The following is a 15,740-nucleotide window of genomic DNA, read 5'->3' as shown; positions in this document are numbered from 1 at the left end:
CGTTACAGCCTCACCGAGGTCTGGTCCTGCGTCAGCGTCGTCGGCACGCGGATCTCCGCGGTCGTCGTCGCGCCGGACGCCGTGGTGAAGGTCACGGCCAGTCGCTCGCCCTCGTCGAGGGCGCTGTACCCTTCGACGTCCGCGCTGGTGACGTCCACCGTCACCAGCGCGCGGTCACTGCTGTCCGTGAGAACGTCGTTTTCGGCGCCGAGAATGTTCTCGACGTCGGTGACGAGGTTCGCGACCTGCACGGTCGCCTGTCCCTGCGACCCGATGACCTCGATGGTCGTTTGGTTCAGATCGATGTACCCCGATCCGGGGGCCTTCGCCACCACGAACTGGAGCTGGTCGACCGTCTGTGCGCCGGTCACGTTCCCGGACTGGCTCACGAGTTGAATCCGGTCCGAGACCTGCGATGTACTCTCCTGTCCGGTCGCTTCCGCCTGCGTCTGCAGAAAGCCGGCCGTGTTGATCAGTACGCCCGCCGCGATCGCCGCCACCAGCACCATCGCGATGAACACGATGAGCGTGCCGATGCCGACCTGACCGCGGTCGCCGTTTGTTGTTTCGTCGAACATTTGTATATCGGACGCCCGCGAAGGTCCGCTCCCGGGCTCTACACGACCGGATGCGAGACCGGTTGATAAAGAACCGGTCCAATATATTGAACGTAATAATCAGCAGAATGCGTAGAGATGTCTCTCGACGTGCCAGGAAAAATAAAAATTGAACCGCTGGTTCGAAGCGTTACAGGCGGACCGCTTCGTTGTCAGTGTTGAAGAGGTCTGGCGCGCGGAGGTCGACGCTCGTGGTCGCGCCCGACGGCGAGACGATGTCGAGCGACGACTGTTCGCTCTCGCCGAAGTAGGTGTTGTTACCAACGCCCTCGCCGAACGGCTTGGTCTCGGGGTTGAAGACGATGGTGAACCGCTCATCGTCGTTCAGGACCGCATTGCTCGCGGAGACGAAGTTGTTCTCGGAATCCTGAACCGCGAACGCGCCGTCAGGGATGTCGCTGACGTTCTGAAGGTCGTCGGCACCACTGTCAGCCTGAGTCGTATTGAGCTTTTTCGTTCCCGTGAAGATCAGGTTCTGTTGACCGTTGGGACCGACTGCCTGTATCGTCGCGGAACTCAGGTCGATCTGGTCCGCGCCGGCGGCGCCGGCGACGCCGACACGGATCTCAGAGAGCGTGCCGTCGCTGCTGTTGTTGACGATGCCGACCGTGCTCGTCACGTCGATGCGCTCGGACACGAGGTCCGTACTCTCTTGGCCCGTCGCTTCCGCCTGCGACTGCAGGAACCCGGCGGTGTTGATCAGCACACCGGCGGCGATAGCGGCGACGAGCACCATCGCGATGAACACGATGAGCGTGCCGATACCGACCTGACCGCGGTCGTCGTCGTTGTTAGTGATGAACTCGAACATTGTTACAGCCTCACCGAAGTCTGGTCACTCGTCAGCGTCGTCGGCACGCGGATTTCCGTCGTCGTCGTCGCGCCGGACGCGGTGGTGAACGTCACCGAGGCCCGCTCACCGGCGCTGATGTTGCCGTAATTAACATCGGAAGAGTTGAGAACGACGTTGACCTCAGCGCGATCGGCGCTGTCGGTCAGAACGACGTCGCTCTCTCCCGGCTCGGTGAAGATATCGACGCTCCCGCCGAGGTCTTCAAGCTCGAACGAGACCTGCCCGTTCGTGCCGATGATCTCGACGCTCGTCTGGTTCAGGTCAATGCTACCCGCGCCGGGCGCCTTGGCGACGACGAAGTCGATCTCGTCAACGCCCTGACTCCCGTTAACGTCGGTGACGTTACCGGACTGGCTCACGACCTGCAGCCTGTCCGCCACCTGACTCGTACTTTCCTGCCCCGTTGCTTCCGCCTGCGTCTGGAGGAATCCGGCCGTGTTGATCAGGACGCCGGCGGCGATCGCCGCCACCAGCACCATCGCGATGAACACGATGAGGGTCCCGATCCCCACCTGACCGCGCTCTTCCTCGTCCAGTATGGTTTCGAACATTGGTTGTGTTGCGTCGGCCCCCGGCCTGCCCGGCGGGCGTTATCGTTAGCGATGGGGAATTCCTACTTAAGATCACGCGTCCGATTATCTGGATTGATAAACACTTGCAGTCGTGCGTTTTTAGTATTATTTGTACATCAGTAGTTACAGAATATATCAACGAAATCCGCGCAGTGGTATCAGAGTTGGATCTGCTGAGAACAACCAACCGGCGGATAGCGCGCTTCGACATCGGACGGGTGACGGAGCGAATCGCCGGTCGGAGAAATTGGGAACGCGCCCGGTGGGTCGGGCCGCGCGTCCGCGCCGGGAGGCCGGAGGGGCGTCAGCGCTCGCGTTCGCGCGTCTTCGAGTCTGCTGGCCCGGACCGAGACCGCGTCTCGGATTGGTCCCGCTCGCGGTCGGCGGCCAGCAGGCGGTCGAGCCGACGCTCGAACTCGGCGTCCGTGAGTTCGCCCTCGACGTAGCGATGTTTGAGGCGCTCCACCGGCGCGGTCGCGTCGTCACCGGCGGGCGCCGCATGCGGGGACGCGCGCTCCGCGGCGATGCGATCGGCGAGGTAGCCGCCCAGCGCGCCGCTGCCGACGACGTACACGGCGCCGACGAGCGTGAGCGCGAGGACGCCGACGGTCGCCGCGGGCGACACCGCGGCGGCGAGCCAGACCGCGAGGAACGTCAGCGGCAGCGACAGCAGCGCGACCAGCGCGCCCGTCGCGGCGCCGATCCGCGGGCCGCGGGGCGCCTCGGCCTCGTCGGTCCAGCTCGCCACGCCGGCGCCGACCGCGGGCGCGACTAGGCCGACGACCGGCAGGACGCTCACGAGCACCGTCACCCCGGCTCCCACGCCGGCGCGCGCGGCGAGGTCGGAGAGGCGAGCGACCGTCGAGCGATCCCCGCGGGCCTCGGCAGTCGTCATCGCCGGTGCTCCCAGCGTCGGATCGATTCGTCCGTCCGGCACCGGCGCGGCGCCGTTCGCGCGCTCGCACCCCCGCCACGACAGCGATTTGTCATCGACATCGCTACGGGACGCGAAATCAAAAACGCGTCGGGGAGGCCGGCTCGGTGGCGTACCGAGACAGCGGAACCGGGTGGAAGGGGCCTCGTTTTTCACCGGTCGCGCAGGCGCGACAGTTCCGACTCGGGGATCACGAACTCCTGGGTGCCCGGCTCGTAGACGACGAGGCTCCCGGCGACGAGCGCCATCGAGGCGGCGAGCAGCCCGGTGTTGACCAACAGCAGCGCCTCGGCGTTCCCGAACGCGGTCCAGAAGGCGGCCGCGGGAGTCGCCACCGCCGCGACGACGACGAGACCGAAGCCGACCGCCAGGTACGCCATCGCCGTGCGGCCCGACGACCGGTACGCCGCGACCGCGAACGCGACGAGCGTCGCGCTCGCGCCGGCCAGCACGGTGGTCGTCACCAGGTACAACCCCTCGATGAGCTCCATACACCTCCTGCTCGAACGGCGGTCATAAACCCACGGGAGCGGGTATCAGCGGCGATAACACGGTTCGACGGCGCGGGGCGGTCGAGGACGGTCGCGGCCCCGTCCCGCGCGCCGAACAAGCGCGTTCGTCGCCCGAGAGGGCCACCGGTACCCTTATAAGCCATAAAAATCAATCTCGATAACGTGAATGGTGGGGGACGATCTGATCACCGTACTCGGTAACAAATACAACACGGACATCCTGACGGCGACGGGCGACCCGAAGTCGGCGCAGGACCTCAGCGATCAGCTGGACGTCCCGATCGCGACGTGTTACCGACGGATCAACGAGTTAGAGGAGACGGACCTCCTCGAACTACACGACCGCCCGCTCTCCGACGAACACCGGCGCGTGAAGGTGTACCGTCGGAAGGTCGACGGAGTCGAGGTCGACTTCCGCGACGGGCTCACGGTCGAGGTAGAGGAGCGGTCGGCGGTGAAGAATCGCCTCGACGACGTCTGGCGCGACCTCTCGTCGCGGGAGTAACACCGTTCCCCGGCGGTTTCCGACCCGTCAGAACGACGGTTGGTCGTCGGAGCCGCCCATCATCGAGAAGCCGCCCGCGCGCTCGTGGACGGTGATGCCGCCCTGCCCGATCTCCATCGGGAAGATGTCGGTGTCGATGTCCTGTTTCCGCATCTTCGCCACCCAGACGTAGCGGTTGACGCCGGAGTCGGTCGGGGTCTGGATGAAGTAGATGTTCCCGTCCGTGAGGAAGTTCTCCAAGCCGACCTCCGTGTCGGGGAAGACGGCGCCCTGCTCGTTGATGAGCAGCGAGGTGAGCCCGTTCGCCTTGAGGATGTCGGAGAACTTCAGCAGGTACGTGCGCTTCTCCTGTTCGGCGTCGAAGAACAGCTGGAACATCGACAGCGAGTCGAGGACGAGCCGGTCGAAGTCGCCGTCCTCGACGGTGTCGAGCAGCCGGTCGACCGCGGTCGAGAAGTCGGTCTCCCGGAGCATCTCGCGTTTGTCGAGGATGACGATGTCGCCGTCGTCGACCATCTCGTCGAACCCCTCGAAGCCGACGGACTCGGCCGCGCCGCGGATGTCCGCCTCGTCCTCCTCGAAGGAGACGTAGACGCCGCGCTCGCCGTGTTCGGAGACGCCGTGGTGGAGGTACTGGATACCGAAGATGCTCTTGCCGGTGCCCGGGTTCCCCGAGACGAGGACCGTCGACCGCTGGGTGATGCCGCCGGTGAGAATGGAGTCGAGCCCCTCGACCCCGGTGGAGACGAGTTCTGACATTCGTCTCCCCTTACACGGCCGGAGTATATAAAAGACGGTTCGGTACACCGAGCGAACGGACGGCGACAGTTTTATCTCTCGACACGCCGCCCGTTCGTGTATGCCCGGTGAAGCGTGTCCGGTCGCTCCCGGCGGTGATCGACGGTGACCGATCCGTCGATACTCATCGTGGAGGACGAACCAGACATCGCGGCGCTGTACGCCGGCTTCTTAGAGGAGCGATACGCGGTCGACGTGGCCGAGACCGCCGCCGACGCGATAGACCGCGTCGACGCCGCCGTCGACGTGGTGCTCCTCGACCGCCGCCTCCCCGACGGGAGCGGCGACGACGTCTTGGGACACATCCGCGAGGAGGGGTACGACTGCCGCGTGGCGATGGTGACCGCGGTCGAGCCCGACTTCGACATCATCGACATGGGGTTCGACCTGTACCTCACCAAGCCGGTGAGCCGCACGAAGCTGCTCGCGGCCATCGACACCCTCCTGACCCGCAGCGAGTACGACGACCTCGTCCAGGAGGCCGCGGCGCTTGCCAGCAAGCGCGCCGTGTTGAGCTCGCAGAAGCCGGCCGCCCAGCGCGAGGGGAACGAGGCGTACGCCGAACTCGTCGACCGGTTGGAGGAGTTGGACGCCGACATCGACGACCTCGGCGAGTCGCTGTCGACCGACGACTACCGCGCGATGTTCCGCGACCTCGGCGAGGCCTGACGCGCCGCCGCCCGGCGTTCCCGCAGTGGGACCGACCCGCGATCCACCGCTCGCTCGATTCTTCCGACGCGGCGCCGAACGCAACAGCGTTTCTTCGTCGCTCGCGCGCGCGAGCCGAACGTTACCGCGCTCCGACGGAAAACGTCTATGGTGCTCCGACCGAGAGCGACTGCCCGAACCCGCCGACTGCGGCGGGATACCGAACGAAGTTTGAACGGATCCGAGGCGGACTCCGAACGGATGTTGTCCGGTCGTTGAAGAATCTATATCCCCGCCGTCGACCTCGTCGGGGGCATGATGCGACGAGACGCGCGATGGCCGGCCCGGGCGTTCGGTCGCAGCGCGACGACGGCAGTGTCCGCGGGCGCAGCGGCCGTTGCGGGCGTGGTTCAAGTGACCGCGATCCCGAGGTAGTGTATGATCGACGTTACCGAACAGCGCGACGCGCCGCTCGCGGCGGCGGCCGGCGCGGCCGCGGGCTCGTACCTCGCCACGGGGTGGACGCCCGCGTTCGTGGTCAGGCCGGTCGACCAGGCGATCGTCAACCTGAAGCGACGGGCGAGCGGGTTGCCGCGGGCGGCGCCGTCGTCCTCGCTCAGGAGAGCTGTTCGCCGACGATCCGGTCGGCCTCGGCGAGGAACGCGTCGCGCTCGTCGGTCGGGATCGTCGCGCCCGCGGCCACGTCGTGGCCCCCGCCGTCGCCCCCGACGGCCTGGCTCGCCTCGCGCATCACCGCGGACAGGTCGAGCCCCCGTCTGACGAGCGCGTGCGAGCCGCGAGAGGACACCTTCAGCTCCGTCGCGCTCTCCTCGGCGAAGGCGATCACCGGCTTCGAGCGGTCGACCGCGGGGGAGCCGACCGCCATCCCCGCGACGATGCCCACGATGGTCTCGCGGATGCGGGATCCGGCGTCGAACCACTGGAGGTGCTCCTCGTGGGTGACGCCCTCGTTTTTGACCCACTGGAGCCCCTCGGAGAGGTTCTGCCGGTGGGTGCGGAGCAGCCGGCGCGCCTTCGCGAGGGCGTCGCCGCGGTCGCCGAGACACACCGCGAGCCCCACGTCGCCGCGCTCGTAGCGCGCGGTGGCGTTGAGCAGGGTCGAGAACTCGCTGACGTCGCGCAGCTCGGTGCCGGGCTTCTCGTCGACCAGCGTGTAGGCGGTGCCGACGAGCGCCTCGATCCGGTCGGACGGGACGCCGGAGGCGACCGCACGGCGCATCAGCGCCGACGCGAGAGTCCGTCGCTCCCCGCCGTCGAGGTCGACCCAGCGCCGCCACTCGCCGTCGCGTTTCACGTCGACGTCGAGGTCGGTGAGGAAGGCGATCGCGCCCGCCTCGTCGTTCGAGACCCCCGGGATCTTCACGTCCGAGGCGTACTCCAGGAACTTGGGGAGCGGGCGAGTCTGTCTGCCGTACAGGTCGAGGTCGGTCTGGGCCTCCAAGACGCCGGCGTCGACGCCGTCGGCGACGATCGACTCGTTGGCGCCGACGAGTCCGCCGTCCGAGTCCTGCATGTCGCCGACCGCGCCGACGACCGCGAGCGCGGCGAGGTCGCGGTTGTCGCCGTTCGGCCCCTCCAGCGCGCGGGCGAGGACGTAGCTCGCGCCGGCGCCGGAGAGCTCGCTCGCGCCGTCGATCCCCTCCAACAGGGGATTGAGGTGGTAGCGCGTGTCGCGGTCGGCCGGCTGGTGGTGGTCGGCGATGACGGGGACGAAGTCGCCGCGCTCCTCGTGGTCGGCGATCACGTCGAGCTGGCCGGATCCGAAGTCGGTGAAAAGCACGACGTCGAACTCGCGGGCGGCGACGCCGGCGATCGCGTCGGCGTCCAGCTGCTTCTCGAAGACGACCTCGTGGTCGATCCCGGCCCGGGCGAGCGCGGTCGAGGCGACCGCGGCGCTCGTGATCCCGTCGGCGTCGATGTGCGACGCGAGCAGCACCCGGCCGGCCTCGCGCAGTCGGTCGGCGCAGTCGGTCGCGCGGTCGGCGAGGTCGGGGACTGGGGCGGCGACTGCCATTACCACCGGTTGGCGCCCGACCGGTCATAAACGCACGCTTCGGCGGGGCGAGCGCGGCCCGGATGGCCCGACGCGGGGCCTACGCGCGCCCGGCGCGGCGTGGCCCCGGTCCCGGCGACGCCCGGCGTCACCGGCGAAGGGGCATCAATTGCCGTAACTGACAGTTATAGAAGTTCGCAGACGTATGAGCAACAAACATGACACGTGGGTTTTCCACCCGGAGTCTCCACGCCGGCGCCGAGCCCGATCCGGCCACCGGCGCCCGCGCCACGCCGATCCACCAGACCACGTCGTACGTCTTCGACGACGCGGACGCGGCGGCGGAGATGTACGCGCTCCGGGCGGAAGGTCACATCTACTCCCGGCTCTCGAACCCGACGGTGAACGCCTTGGAAGACCGGATCGCCGACCTCTCCGGCGGGTCGGACGCGGTCGCGACGGGCTCGGGGATGGCCGCGTTCGACGCGATCACGACCGTCCTCGCGAGCGCGGGCGACAACGTCGTGGCCAGTTCCGAGATGTACGGCGGGACCGCGGCGTACCTCACCAGCATCGCGGACCGCCGCGGGATCGAGACGCGGCTCGTCGACACGCTGGACTACGAGGCGTACGCGGACGCGGTCGACGACGGCACCGCGTTCGTCCACGTCGAGACGATCGCGAACCCCTCGCTCGTCACGCCCGACTTCGAGCGGCTCGCCGCGATCGCCCACGAGAACGCGGTGCCGCTCGTCGTCGACAACACGTTCGCGACGCCGTACTGCTGCCGCCCGTTCGAGCACGGCGCGGACGTCGTCTGGGAGTCGACGACGAAGTGGATCACCGGCAACGGCACCACGGTCGGCGGCGTCGTCGTCGACGGGGGGCAGTTCCCGTGGGACCATCCCGACGCCGACTACGACGAGCTCGACGGGCAATCGCCCGCGTACCCGATCGACTTCGTCGAGCGGTTCGGCGACGCCGCGTTCGCCAACGTCGTCCGCCAGCGCGGCGTGCGCCCGACCGGCGGCCAGCAGTCCCCCTTCGACGCGTGGCAGACGATTCAGGGGCTCAACACGCTGCCGCTGCGGATGGAGCGCCACTGCGAGAACGCGCGGGAGGTCGCCGAGTTCCTCCGCGACGACGACCGGGTCGACTGGGTGAGCTACCCCGGCTTCGAGGGCCACGAGAGCCACGGGAACGCCGCCGAGTACCTCGACGGCTTCGGCGGGATGGTCACCTTCGGCGTCGACGGCGGCTACGGGGCCGCCAAGGCGTTCTGCGAGTCGGTCGAGCTGACGAGCTTCCTCGCGAACATCGGCGACGCGAAGACGCTCGTCATCCACCCGGCCTCCACGACGCACGCGCAGATGGACGAAGATCAACAGCGGCACGCCGGCGTCTACCCCGAGATGCTCCGGCTCTCGGTCGGTATCGAGGACCCCGAGGACGTGATCGCCGACCTCGACGCGGGGCTGGCGGCGGGCGAGCGTGCGGTCGGAGCCGAGGAGGGGAGCTGAAATGAGCGCCGTCCCGACGGACCACGGGGTCGCCGAGCTCGGCGAGTTCACCTTCGAGTGCGGCCAGTCGGTCCCCGACTTCGAGGTCGCCTACGAGACCCACGGCGAGTTCGACGGCGACAACGTCGTGCTGATCTGCCACGCGCTCACGGGGAGCCAGAACGTCGCGCGGTCGCCCGAACCGGAGCGCGACGCCGGGACGGCCGGGCAGGCCCGCGCGTGGTGGGACGACGTGGTCGGGCCGGGGAAGGCCATCGACACGACCGAGTACTACGTCGTCTGCGCGAACGTCCCCGGCTCCTGTTACGGGACCACCGGCCCCGCCAGCGAGCGGCCGGCGGACCTCGATTTGCGCGAGGAGCCCGACCACGACCGGTGGGGGACCGCGTTCCCGCCGGTCCAGGTCGAGGACTGGGCGCGCGCGCAGCGCCGCCTCCTCGACCACCTCGGGGTGGGGCGGCTGCGCGCTGTCGTCGGGGGCAGCGTCGGCGGGATGAACGCCCTGGAGTGGGCGAAGCGGTACCCGGACGACGTCGACCGCGTGGTCGCCATCGCGACCGCGGGGCGGCTCGACGCGCAGTGCCTCGCGCTCGACGCGGTCGCGCGTCGGGCGATCCGCGCCGACGCCGACTGGAACGGCGGCGACTACTACGGCGACGACCGGCCGGACCCGACCGAGGGGCTCGCCATCGCCCGACAGATCGGGCACGTCATGTACCTCTCGAAGGCGTCGATGGAGCGGAAGTTCGGGCGCCGGTCGGCCGGTCGCGACTCCTTGACGCGCGAGGACGGCGACCTCGGGCTGCCGCCGGAGCCGACGGCCGGCTTCTTCCCGTACCGCGAGGTGGAGTCGTACCTCGACTACCAGGCGGAGGGGTTCGGCGACCGCTTCGACGCGAACAGCTACCTCTACCTCACGCGCGCGATGGACGAGTACGACCTCGCCGCCGGCCACGGCACCGACGCCGGCGCGCTCGGCGCGTTCGAGGGCGAGGCCCTGCTGATGAGCTTCACCGCCGACTGGCACTTCACCGTCGAGCAGTCCGGGTCGCTCGCCGACGCCTTCCGCGAGACGGGCGTGCCGGTCGCGCACCACGTCGTCGACTCCGACCACGGCCACGACGCGTTCCTCGTCGAGCCCGAACACGTCGGCCCGCCGGTCCGAGACTTCCTCGCCGACGGCGTCGACGGCCGCGCCGTCTCCGACGACGGCGGCGACGACGGCGACGACCCGCGCCCCGACTCGGACCACGCGCCCGTCCACGCGAGCCTGTTTCGGGGGTAATCGTCCGAATCGGTCCCCTTGAACCCATATGCGGTGGCGCGCGCCTCCGAGTGGCCGCCTCCGGCGGCCGCGAGGAGCGCGCGCGAGGGAGTCAGTCGCCGGAGCGAAGCGACGGCGGCTGACGAGGCTGGGGAGGCGTGAGGTGCTGTGCGGGGCTGGACTCGAAGGGGCAGTCGCGAGGACGAAGCACGGCGACGTAAGCAGCGTGGCGCGACGCGCCACGGGCAGCCGGCGGCGGAGCCGCCGGCGGCACTGGAAGGAGCGAACGAAGTGAGCGACTGAAGCGCGTGGTTCGAGAGAGCAAAGCTCTCTCGTCATCCCGAAAATCGAAGATTTTCGGGCGACAACGAGCCGCGCGAGTCCTCACGACTGGGGCTTCGGTAGTGTTCTCCGTGGCGGCAACAACATCGCACCGATCAGCGTCGGGGTCGCCCGCGTCCTACAATCACGATCAATCATGATAACGTTCATAGTTCCCGACCGCGTGGTGTGAGAGGTATGCCAGGCGGACACGCTCAGACCCTGCGACCGTTCATGTGGCGCGCGGAACGACTGTACCCCGACACGGAAATCGTCTCGCGCACCCACGAGGGGCGGACGCGGCACACCTACGCCGAGTACGCCGGCCGGACCGCGCAGCTGGCGAACGCCTTGGACGACCACGGGATCGAGCGCGGCGACCGCGTCGCGACGTTCTGCTGGAACCACACCCGGCACTTCGAGACGTACTTCGGCGTCCCGAACACGGGCGCGCAGCTCCACACGATCAACCCCCTGCTGCCGGACGAACACATCCGGTACATCGTCGACGACGCGGACGACGAGATCGTCTTCGTCGACCCGTCGCTGGCCGAGAAGATCGCGGGCGCCGCGGAGGGCGCGGAAGAGTTCGAGGGCGTCGACTTCGTCGCCATGGGCTCCGAGGGGATCGACGCGCTCGACGCGCCCGCCTACGAGGAGTTCATCGCGGACCACTCGACGGAGTACGACTGGCCCGACCTCGACGGCGACCAGCCCGCCGGCCTCTGTTACACCTCCGGCACGACGGGGAAGCCGAAGGGCGTCGAGTACACCCAGTCGATGCTGTGGAGCCACACGATGGCCTCCCAGACGCCGCAGGGGATCCCGATGGAGGACTCCGACGTGGTGATGCCCGTCGTCCCGATGTTCCACGTCAACGCGTGGGGGATGCCGTTCACCGCGGCCGCCGCGGGCGCGAAGCACGTCTACCCCGGGCCGTCGCCGGACCCGGCCGACCTCGCGGCGCTGATCGAGGAGGAGGGCGTCACCATCTCCGCGGGCGTACCGACCGTGTGGCTCGGCCTGCGCGAGTACATCGAGGGGGGCAACGAGGTGGACCTCTCGACGCTCGACACCGTGATCATCGGCGGCGCGGCCGCGCCGCAGGCGCTCATCGAGTGGTACGACGAGCGCGACGTCGAGGTGCTCCACGCGTGGGGGATGACGGAGCTGTCGCCGATCGGCACCGTCTCGCACCTGAAGAGCGACCTGCGCGAGGCCGACTACGACACGCAGGTGAACAAGCGCTCGAAGCAGGGCCTGATCGCGCCCGGCTTGGAGTTCGAGGTCATCGACGAGAACGGCGAGGAGATCGCGTGGGACGGCGAGGAGTTCGGCGAGCTCCGCATCCGCGGCCCGTGGGTCACGAAGGAGTACTTCAAGCGCCCCGAGGCCAACGAGGAGGAGTTCGTCGACGGCTGGCTGAAGACCGGCGACGTGGTCACCGTCGACGAGGACGGCTACATGCAGCTCGTCGACCGGACGAAGGACGTGATCAAGTCCGGCGGCGAGTGGATATCGAGCGTCGAGTTGGAGAACGCGATCATGGCGTACGACGGCGTCAGCGAGGCGGCCGTCGTCGGCGTGCCCCACGAGCGCTGGCAGGAGCGGCCCGTGGCGTTCGTCGTCGTGGCCGAGGGCGTCGACCGCGAGGCCCTCGTCGACCGGATCGAGTCCGGCCTCCGCGACGACTACCCCAAGTGGTGGGTGCCCGACGCGGTGGAGTTCATCGACGAGGTCCCGAAGACCGCCACCGGGAAGTTCTCGAAGAAGGACCTGCGCGAGCAGTACGGCGACCAGTCGCTCGTCGAGGGCGCCGTGCCGGAAGACGACGCCCCCGACGGGGAGTAACGCGCCGCCGCGCGCAGCGAGCGCACCGTGCGCTCGCCCAGACTTCAGTCGTCGCGGTCGCCGATCACCCACTTGTGCGAGTAGCTCTCGCCGCACGTGCAGTGGGCGTACGCGTGGACCACGTCGCCCTCGGCGTAGAGGCCGCCGACCTCCTCGTTCTGCGCCTCCGCGAACGCGAAGACGAACCGGATCGCGTGGTCGTCGGCGTCGGCGTCGTCCGCGAACGGGCACGCCCCGTCGTCTAGCGAGCGCGCGATCTCGCCGTCGGCGTCCATCGCCGTCTTCGCGAACTCCATCGCGCCCATGCCCGTGCCGGCCTGGAACGCGGACCGCCCGGTCTCGCCGTCGAGGATCAGTCGCACGCCGCCCGCCGTCTCGGTCCCGACCGCGCGCAGCCGGGAGTCGTCGTCAAGGTACTCGTCGCTCAGGTAGAAGACCACGTCGTCGAGCCGCTCGCCCGCAAGGAACTCGTCGAGGTTGCTCATGGCGGTCGGAGGCGCGTGAGCGGTAAAAGGCGTGCGAGTCGGCCCGAGCGCCGAGCGGGCCCTTCCGACCGAAGGCGGCGCGCGTCGCGGTCGACCGACCGGCGAGATCCGGCCGGACCCGTGCTAAATCATGTAGAATCGGGGCAACTGTTAAGACGTATCACGGAGATCCGTCGCGTGATGAGTGCGAAAACCCGATCCGGCGACCGGCTCGCTGAGTGGGCACAGCTGGTCGACGAGGACGTTCCGGAAGAGCTCCGCGAGGAGCGCTCCGCCGACGGATAACTTTCACCCCGCTTCGCGAAGGCTTTAGGCCGACGGCGGCGAAGCACCGCCGATGGCGACCGAGGCCGCCGGGATCGACAGGGATCTGCTCGTCGACGGGTTCTTGCAGCGACGCCGGTACCAGCTCCAGCTGGCGGACGCCGCCGCCGACGAACACACGCTGGTCTGTCTGCCGACCGGCCTCGGCAAGACGACGGTCAGCCTGCTCGTCACCGCCGAGCGGCTCCGCGAGGCGGGCGGGAAGGCGCTCTTTTTGGCCCCGACCAAGCCGCTCGTCCAGCAGCACGCAGACTTCTACCGCGAGGCGCTGCAGATTCCGGACGACGAGATCGCCGTGTTCACCGGCGACGTAAAGCCCGCCGACCGCGCCGCGCTGTGGGACGACGCGCGGGTCGTGATCGCGACCCCGCAGGTCGTCGAGAACGACCTCGTCGGCAACCGGATCTCGCTCGCGGACGTGACGCACCTCACCTTCGACGAGTGCCACCGCGCGACCGGCGACTACGCGTACGTCTACATCGCGGAGCGGTACCACGCCGACGCGGCCGACCCGCTCGTCACCGGCATGTCCGCGTCTCCGGGCGGCGACACCGAGGAGATCGAGACGGTCTGTGAGAACCTCGGGCTCGGCAACGTCGAGGTGATGACCGAGGAGGACGCGGACGTCGACGAGTACACGCACGACACCGACGTCCAGTGGGAGCAGGTCACCCTCCCGGACGAGGTCCTCGCGATCCGCGACGCCCTCAACGAGGTGATCACGGACCGGTTAGAGAAGCTGAAGCGGCTCGGGGTGACGAACACGACGAACCCCGACCTCTCGCAGAAGGACCTCAACAAGATGCGGGGGCAGCTGAAGCAGATGATGGACAACGACCAGTCTGACGGGTACAAGGGGATGAGCACCCACGCCGAGGTGATGAAGCTCCGGCGCGCGACCGAGCTGGTCGAGACGCAGTCGGTCGAGTCGGTCCGGCGCTACTTCGAGCGACAGCGCGAGGCCGCGCGCTCCTCGGGCGCCTCGAAGGCGAGCCAGCGGATGGTCGCGGACCCGAAGGTGCGCGAGGCGATGCGGAAGGCGGAGTCGTTCGACGGGCTCCACCCGAAGTTCTCGAAGGCCCGGATCCTGCTCGCCGAGACGCTCGGGATCGACGGCGGCGAGCGCGCCATCCTGTTCACCGAGTCGCGCGACACCGCGGAGGCGCTCGTGGACTTTCTCTCCGCGAGCTTCGACGTGCGGAAGTTCGTCGGGCAGGGCGACAAGGACGGCTCCGACGGGATGACCCAGAAACAGCAGCAGGAGACGCTCGACGAGTTCAAGGCCGGCGAGTTCGAGGTGCTCGTCTCCACCTCCGTCGCCGAGGAGGGGCTCGACGTGCCCGAGGTCGACCTCGTCTGCTTCTACGAGCCCGTCCCGACCGCGATCCGGTCGATCCAGCGCAAGGGCCGAACCGGCCGGCAGGCCGAGGGGAAGGTGGTCGTCCTGATGGCCGAGGACACCCGCGACGAGGCGTTCTTCTGGATCTCGCGCCGCCGCGAGAAGGAGATGGCCAGCCAGCTCGCGGAGCTGAAAGCGGCGACCGACGACATCGAGGACTCCGTCGGCGACGACGGACAGGCCGGCCTCGACGCGTTCACAAACGAGTCCGGCGGGGACGCGGAGTCGACCGAGGACGCCGGCGGCGAGGGGGAGACCGGCGCGGACGACGGCGGCGACGCCGGCCTCACCGACTTCGCGGAGGCGGTGCGCGAGAGCGACGAAGGCGACGGCGACGCCACCGGCGAGAGCGAGGAGGCCGCAGCCGATTCCGACGACGACGGCGTCGTCGCGATCGCCGGGGTCGAGGACGGCGTCGAGGTCGTCGTCGACCAGCGCGAGCTCGACTCCTCCATCGCCAAGGACCTCTCGACGCGCGACGGGCTCGTCACCCGGCTGGAGACGCTCGCGGTCGGCGACTACGTGCTCTCCGACCGGGTCGCCGTCGAGCGCAAGTCAGCGGCCGACTTCGTCGACTCCATGCTCGACGCCGACCGCTCGATGTTCGAACAGGTCGGCGAGCTCTCGCAGGCGTACGCCCGCCCCGTGATGGTCGTCGAGGGCACGAACCTCTACGGGCAGCGCGACATCGACCCCAACGCGATCCGCGGCGCGCTGGCGTCGCTCGCGGTCGACTTCGACGTGAGCGTGCTCCGCACCGAGGACGAGGCGGACACCACCGAGCTGCTCGCCACCATCGCCGGGCGCGAGCAGGAGACGCGCGACCGCGAGGTGAGCGTCCACGGCGAGAAGACGACGAAGACCCGCGCGGAACAGCAGGAGTACGTCGTCTCCTCCATCGCCGACATCGGTCCCGTCACCGCCCGGTCGCTCCTGGAGCACTTCGGCACCGTCGAGGCCGTGATGACCGCGCGCGAGGCGGACCTCTTGGAGGTCGACGGCGTCGGGCAGGTGACCGCGGAGCGCATCCGCGAGGTCGTCGGCAGCGAGTACGAGTAGCGTTGATCGAAGGGACGAACGACAACAGCGGCGAAAGGATATTGTATACGAGGTAGTATACGAG

At 68.8% G+C, this 15,740-nt stretch carries 14 protein-coding genes; 6 read left to right on the top strand and 8 right to left on the bottom strand.

Going from position 1 to position 15,740, the window contains the following annotated elements:
• Nucleotides 1-2 precede the first annotated feature (2 nt).
• The 5 genes from AMR74_RS02370 to AMR74_RS02350 form a co-directional block, all read right to left on the bottom strand.
• Nucleotides 3-578, bottom strand: a complete 576-nt coding sequence (locus tag AMR74_RS02370; RefSeq protein ID WP_053770457.1) for an archaellin/type IV pilin N-terminal domain-containing protein — start codon at nt 576-578, stop codon at nt 3-5.
• A 169-nt stretch (nt 579-747) separates the two neighbouring features.
• Complete coding sequence (locus tag AMR74_RS02365; RefSeq protein WP_053770456.1) at nt 748-1,428, bottom strand: archaellin/type IV pilin N-terminal domain-containing protein; 681 nt, start codon at nt 1,426-1,428, stop codon at nt 748-750.
• A gap of 2 nt (nt 1,429-1,430) precedes the next feature.
• Complete coding sequence (locus AMR74_RS02360) at nt 1,431-2,021, bottom strand: archaellin/type IV pilin N-terminal domain-containing protein (RefSeq protein ID WP_053770455.1); 591 nt, start codon at nt 2,019-2,021, stop codon at nt 1,431-1,433.
• A 325-nt stretch (nt 2,022-2,346) separates the two neighbouring features.
• A complete protein-coding gene (locus AMR74_RS02355) occupies nt 2,347-2,937 on the bottom strand; it encodes an SHOCT domain-containing protein (RefSeq protein WP_053770454.1) in 591 nt (196 codons plus the stop codon).
• Between the two features lie 191 nt (nt 2,938-3,128).
• Entirely contained in the window at nt 3,129-3,467 is a 339-nt protein-coding gene (locus tag AMR74_RS02350; protein ID WP_053770453.1) for a hypothetical protein, read from the bottom strand.
• Between the two features lie 187 nt (nt 3,468-3,654).
• Here AMR74_RS02350 and AMR74_RS02345 point away from each other — a divergent pair, with 187 nt between their 5' ends.
• The gene (locus AMR74_RS02345; protein ID WP_053770452.1) at nt 3,655-3,993 is read left to right on the top strand and encodes a helix-turn-helix domain-containing protein; all 339 of its coding nucleotides are present in this window, start codon (nt 3,655-3,657) and stop codon (nt 3,991-3,993) included.
• A gap of 27 nt (nt 3,994-4,020) precedes the next feature.
• On the opposite strand, the gene AMR74_RS02340 is transcribed toward AMR74_RS02345, so the two are convergent.
• A complete protein-coding gene (locus AMR74_RS02340) occupies nt 4,021-4,752 on the bottom strand; it encodes an RAD55 family ATPase (protein ID WP_004597593.1) in 732 nt (243 codons plus the stop codon).
• Nucleotides 4,753-4,896: 144 nt separating this feature from the next.
• Here AMR74_RS02340 and AMR74_RS02335 point away from each other — a divergent pair, with 144 nt between their 5' ends.
• Nucleotides 4,897-5,460 (top strand): HalX domain-containing protein, encoded by a 564-nt coding sequence (locus tag AMR74_RS02335; protein ID WP_053770451.1) that lies wholly within the window; start codon nt 4,897-4,899, stop codon nt 5,458-5,460.
• Between the two features lie 595 nt (nt 5,461-6,055).
• Here AMR74_RS02335 and AMR74_RS02330 read toward each other — a convergent pair.
• A complete protein-coding gene (locus AMR74_RS02330; RefSeq protein ID WP_053770450.1) occupies nt 6,056-7,474 on the bottom strand; it encodes a single-stranded-DNA-specific exonuclease RecJ in 1,419 nt (472 codons plus the stop codon).
• Between the two features lie 197 nt (nt 7,475-7,671).
• On the opposite strand from AMR74_RS02330, the gene AMR74_RS02325 reads away from it, so the two are divergent.
• From AMR74_RS02325 to AMR74_RS02315, 3 genes are all read left to right on the top strand, one after another.
• Complete coding sequence (locus tag AMR74_RS02325; RefSeq protein ID WP_053770449.1) at nt 7,672-8,973, top strand: O-acetylhomoserine aminocarboxypropyltransferase/cysteine synthase family protein; 1,302 nt, start codon at nt 7,672-7,674, stop codon at nt 8,971-8,973.
• Nucleotide 8,974: 1 nt separating this feature from the next.
• Complete coding sequence (gene metX / locus AMR74_RS02320; protein WP_053770448.1) at nt 8,975-10,258, top strand: homoserine O-acetyltransferase MetX; 1,284 nt, start codon at nt 8,975-8,977, stop codon at nt 10,256-10,258.
• A gap of 498 nt (nt 10,259-10,756) precedes the next feature.
• A complete protein-coding gene (locus tag AMR74_RS02315; RefSeq protein ID WP_053770447.1) occupies nt 10,757-12,409 on the top strand; it encodes a long-chain fatty acid--CoA ligase in 1,653 nt (550 codons plus the stop codon).
• Between the two features lie 44 nt (nt 12,410-12,453).
• On the opposite strand, the gene AMR74_RS02310 is transcribed toward AMR74_RS02315, so the two are convergent.
• Nucleotides 12,454-12,894 (bottom strand): DUF5807 family protein, encoded by a 441-nt coding sequence (locus tag AMR74_RS02310; protein ID WP_053770446.1) that lies wholly within the window; start codon nt 12,892-12,894, stop codon nt 12,454-12,456.
• Between the two features lie 337 nt (nt 12,895-13,231).
• Here AMR74_RS02310 and AMR74_RS02305 point away from each other — a divergent pair, with 337 nt between their 5' ends.
• Nucleotides 13,232-15,676 carry a DEAD/DEAH box helicase gene (locus tag AMR74_RS02305; RefSeq protein WP_053770445.1) on the top strand — a complete coding sequence of 815 codons (2,445 nt, stop codon included), beginning with the start codon at nt 13,232-13,234 and terminating at the stop codon, nt 15,674-15,676.
• Nucleotides 15,677-15,740 lie beyond the last annotated feature (64 nt).

It is taken from the genome of Halorubrum tropicale, assembly GCF_001280455.1.
Taxonomy (GTDB): Archaea; Halobacteriota; Halobacteria; order Halobacteriales; family Haloferacaceae; genus Halorubrum; species Halorubrum tropicale.
This window is presented reverse-complemented; position numbering and strand designations above follow the sequence as displayed.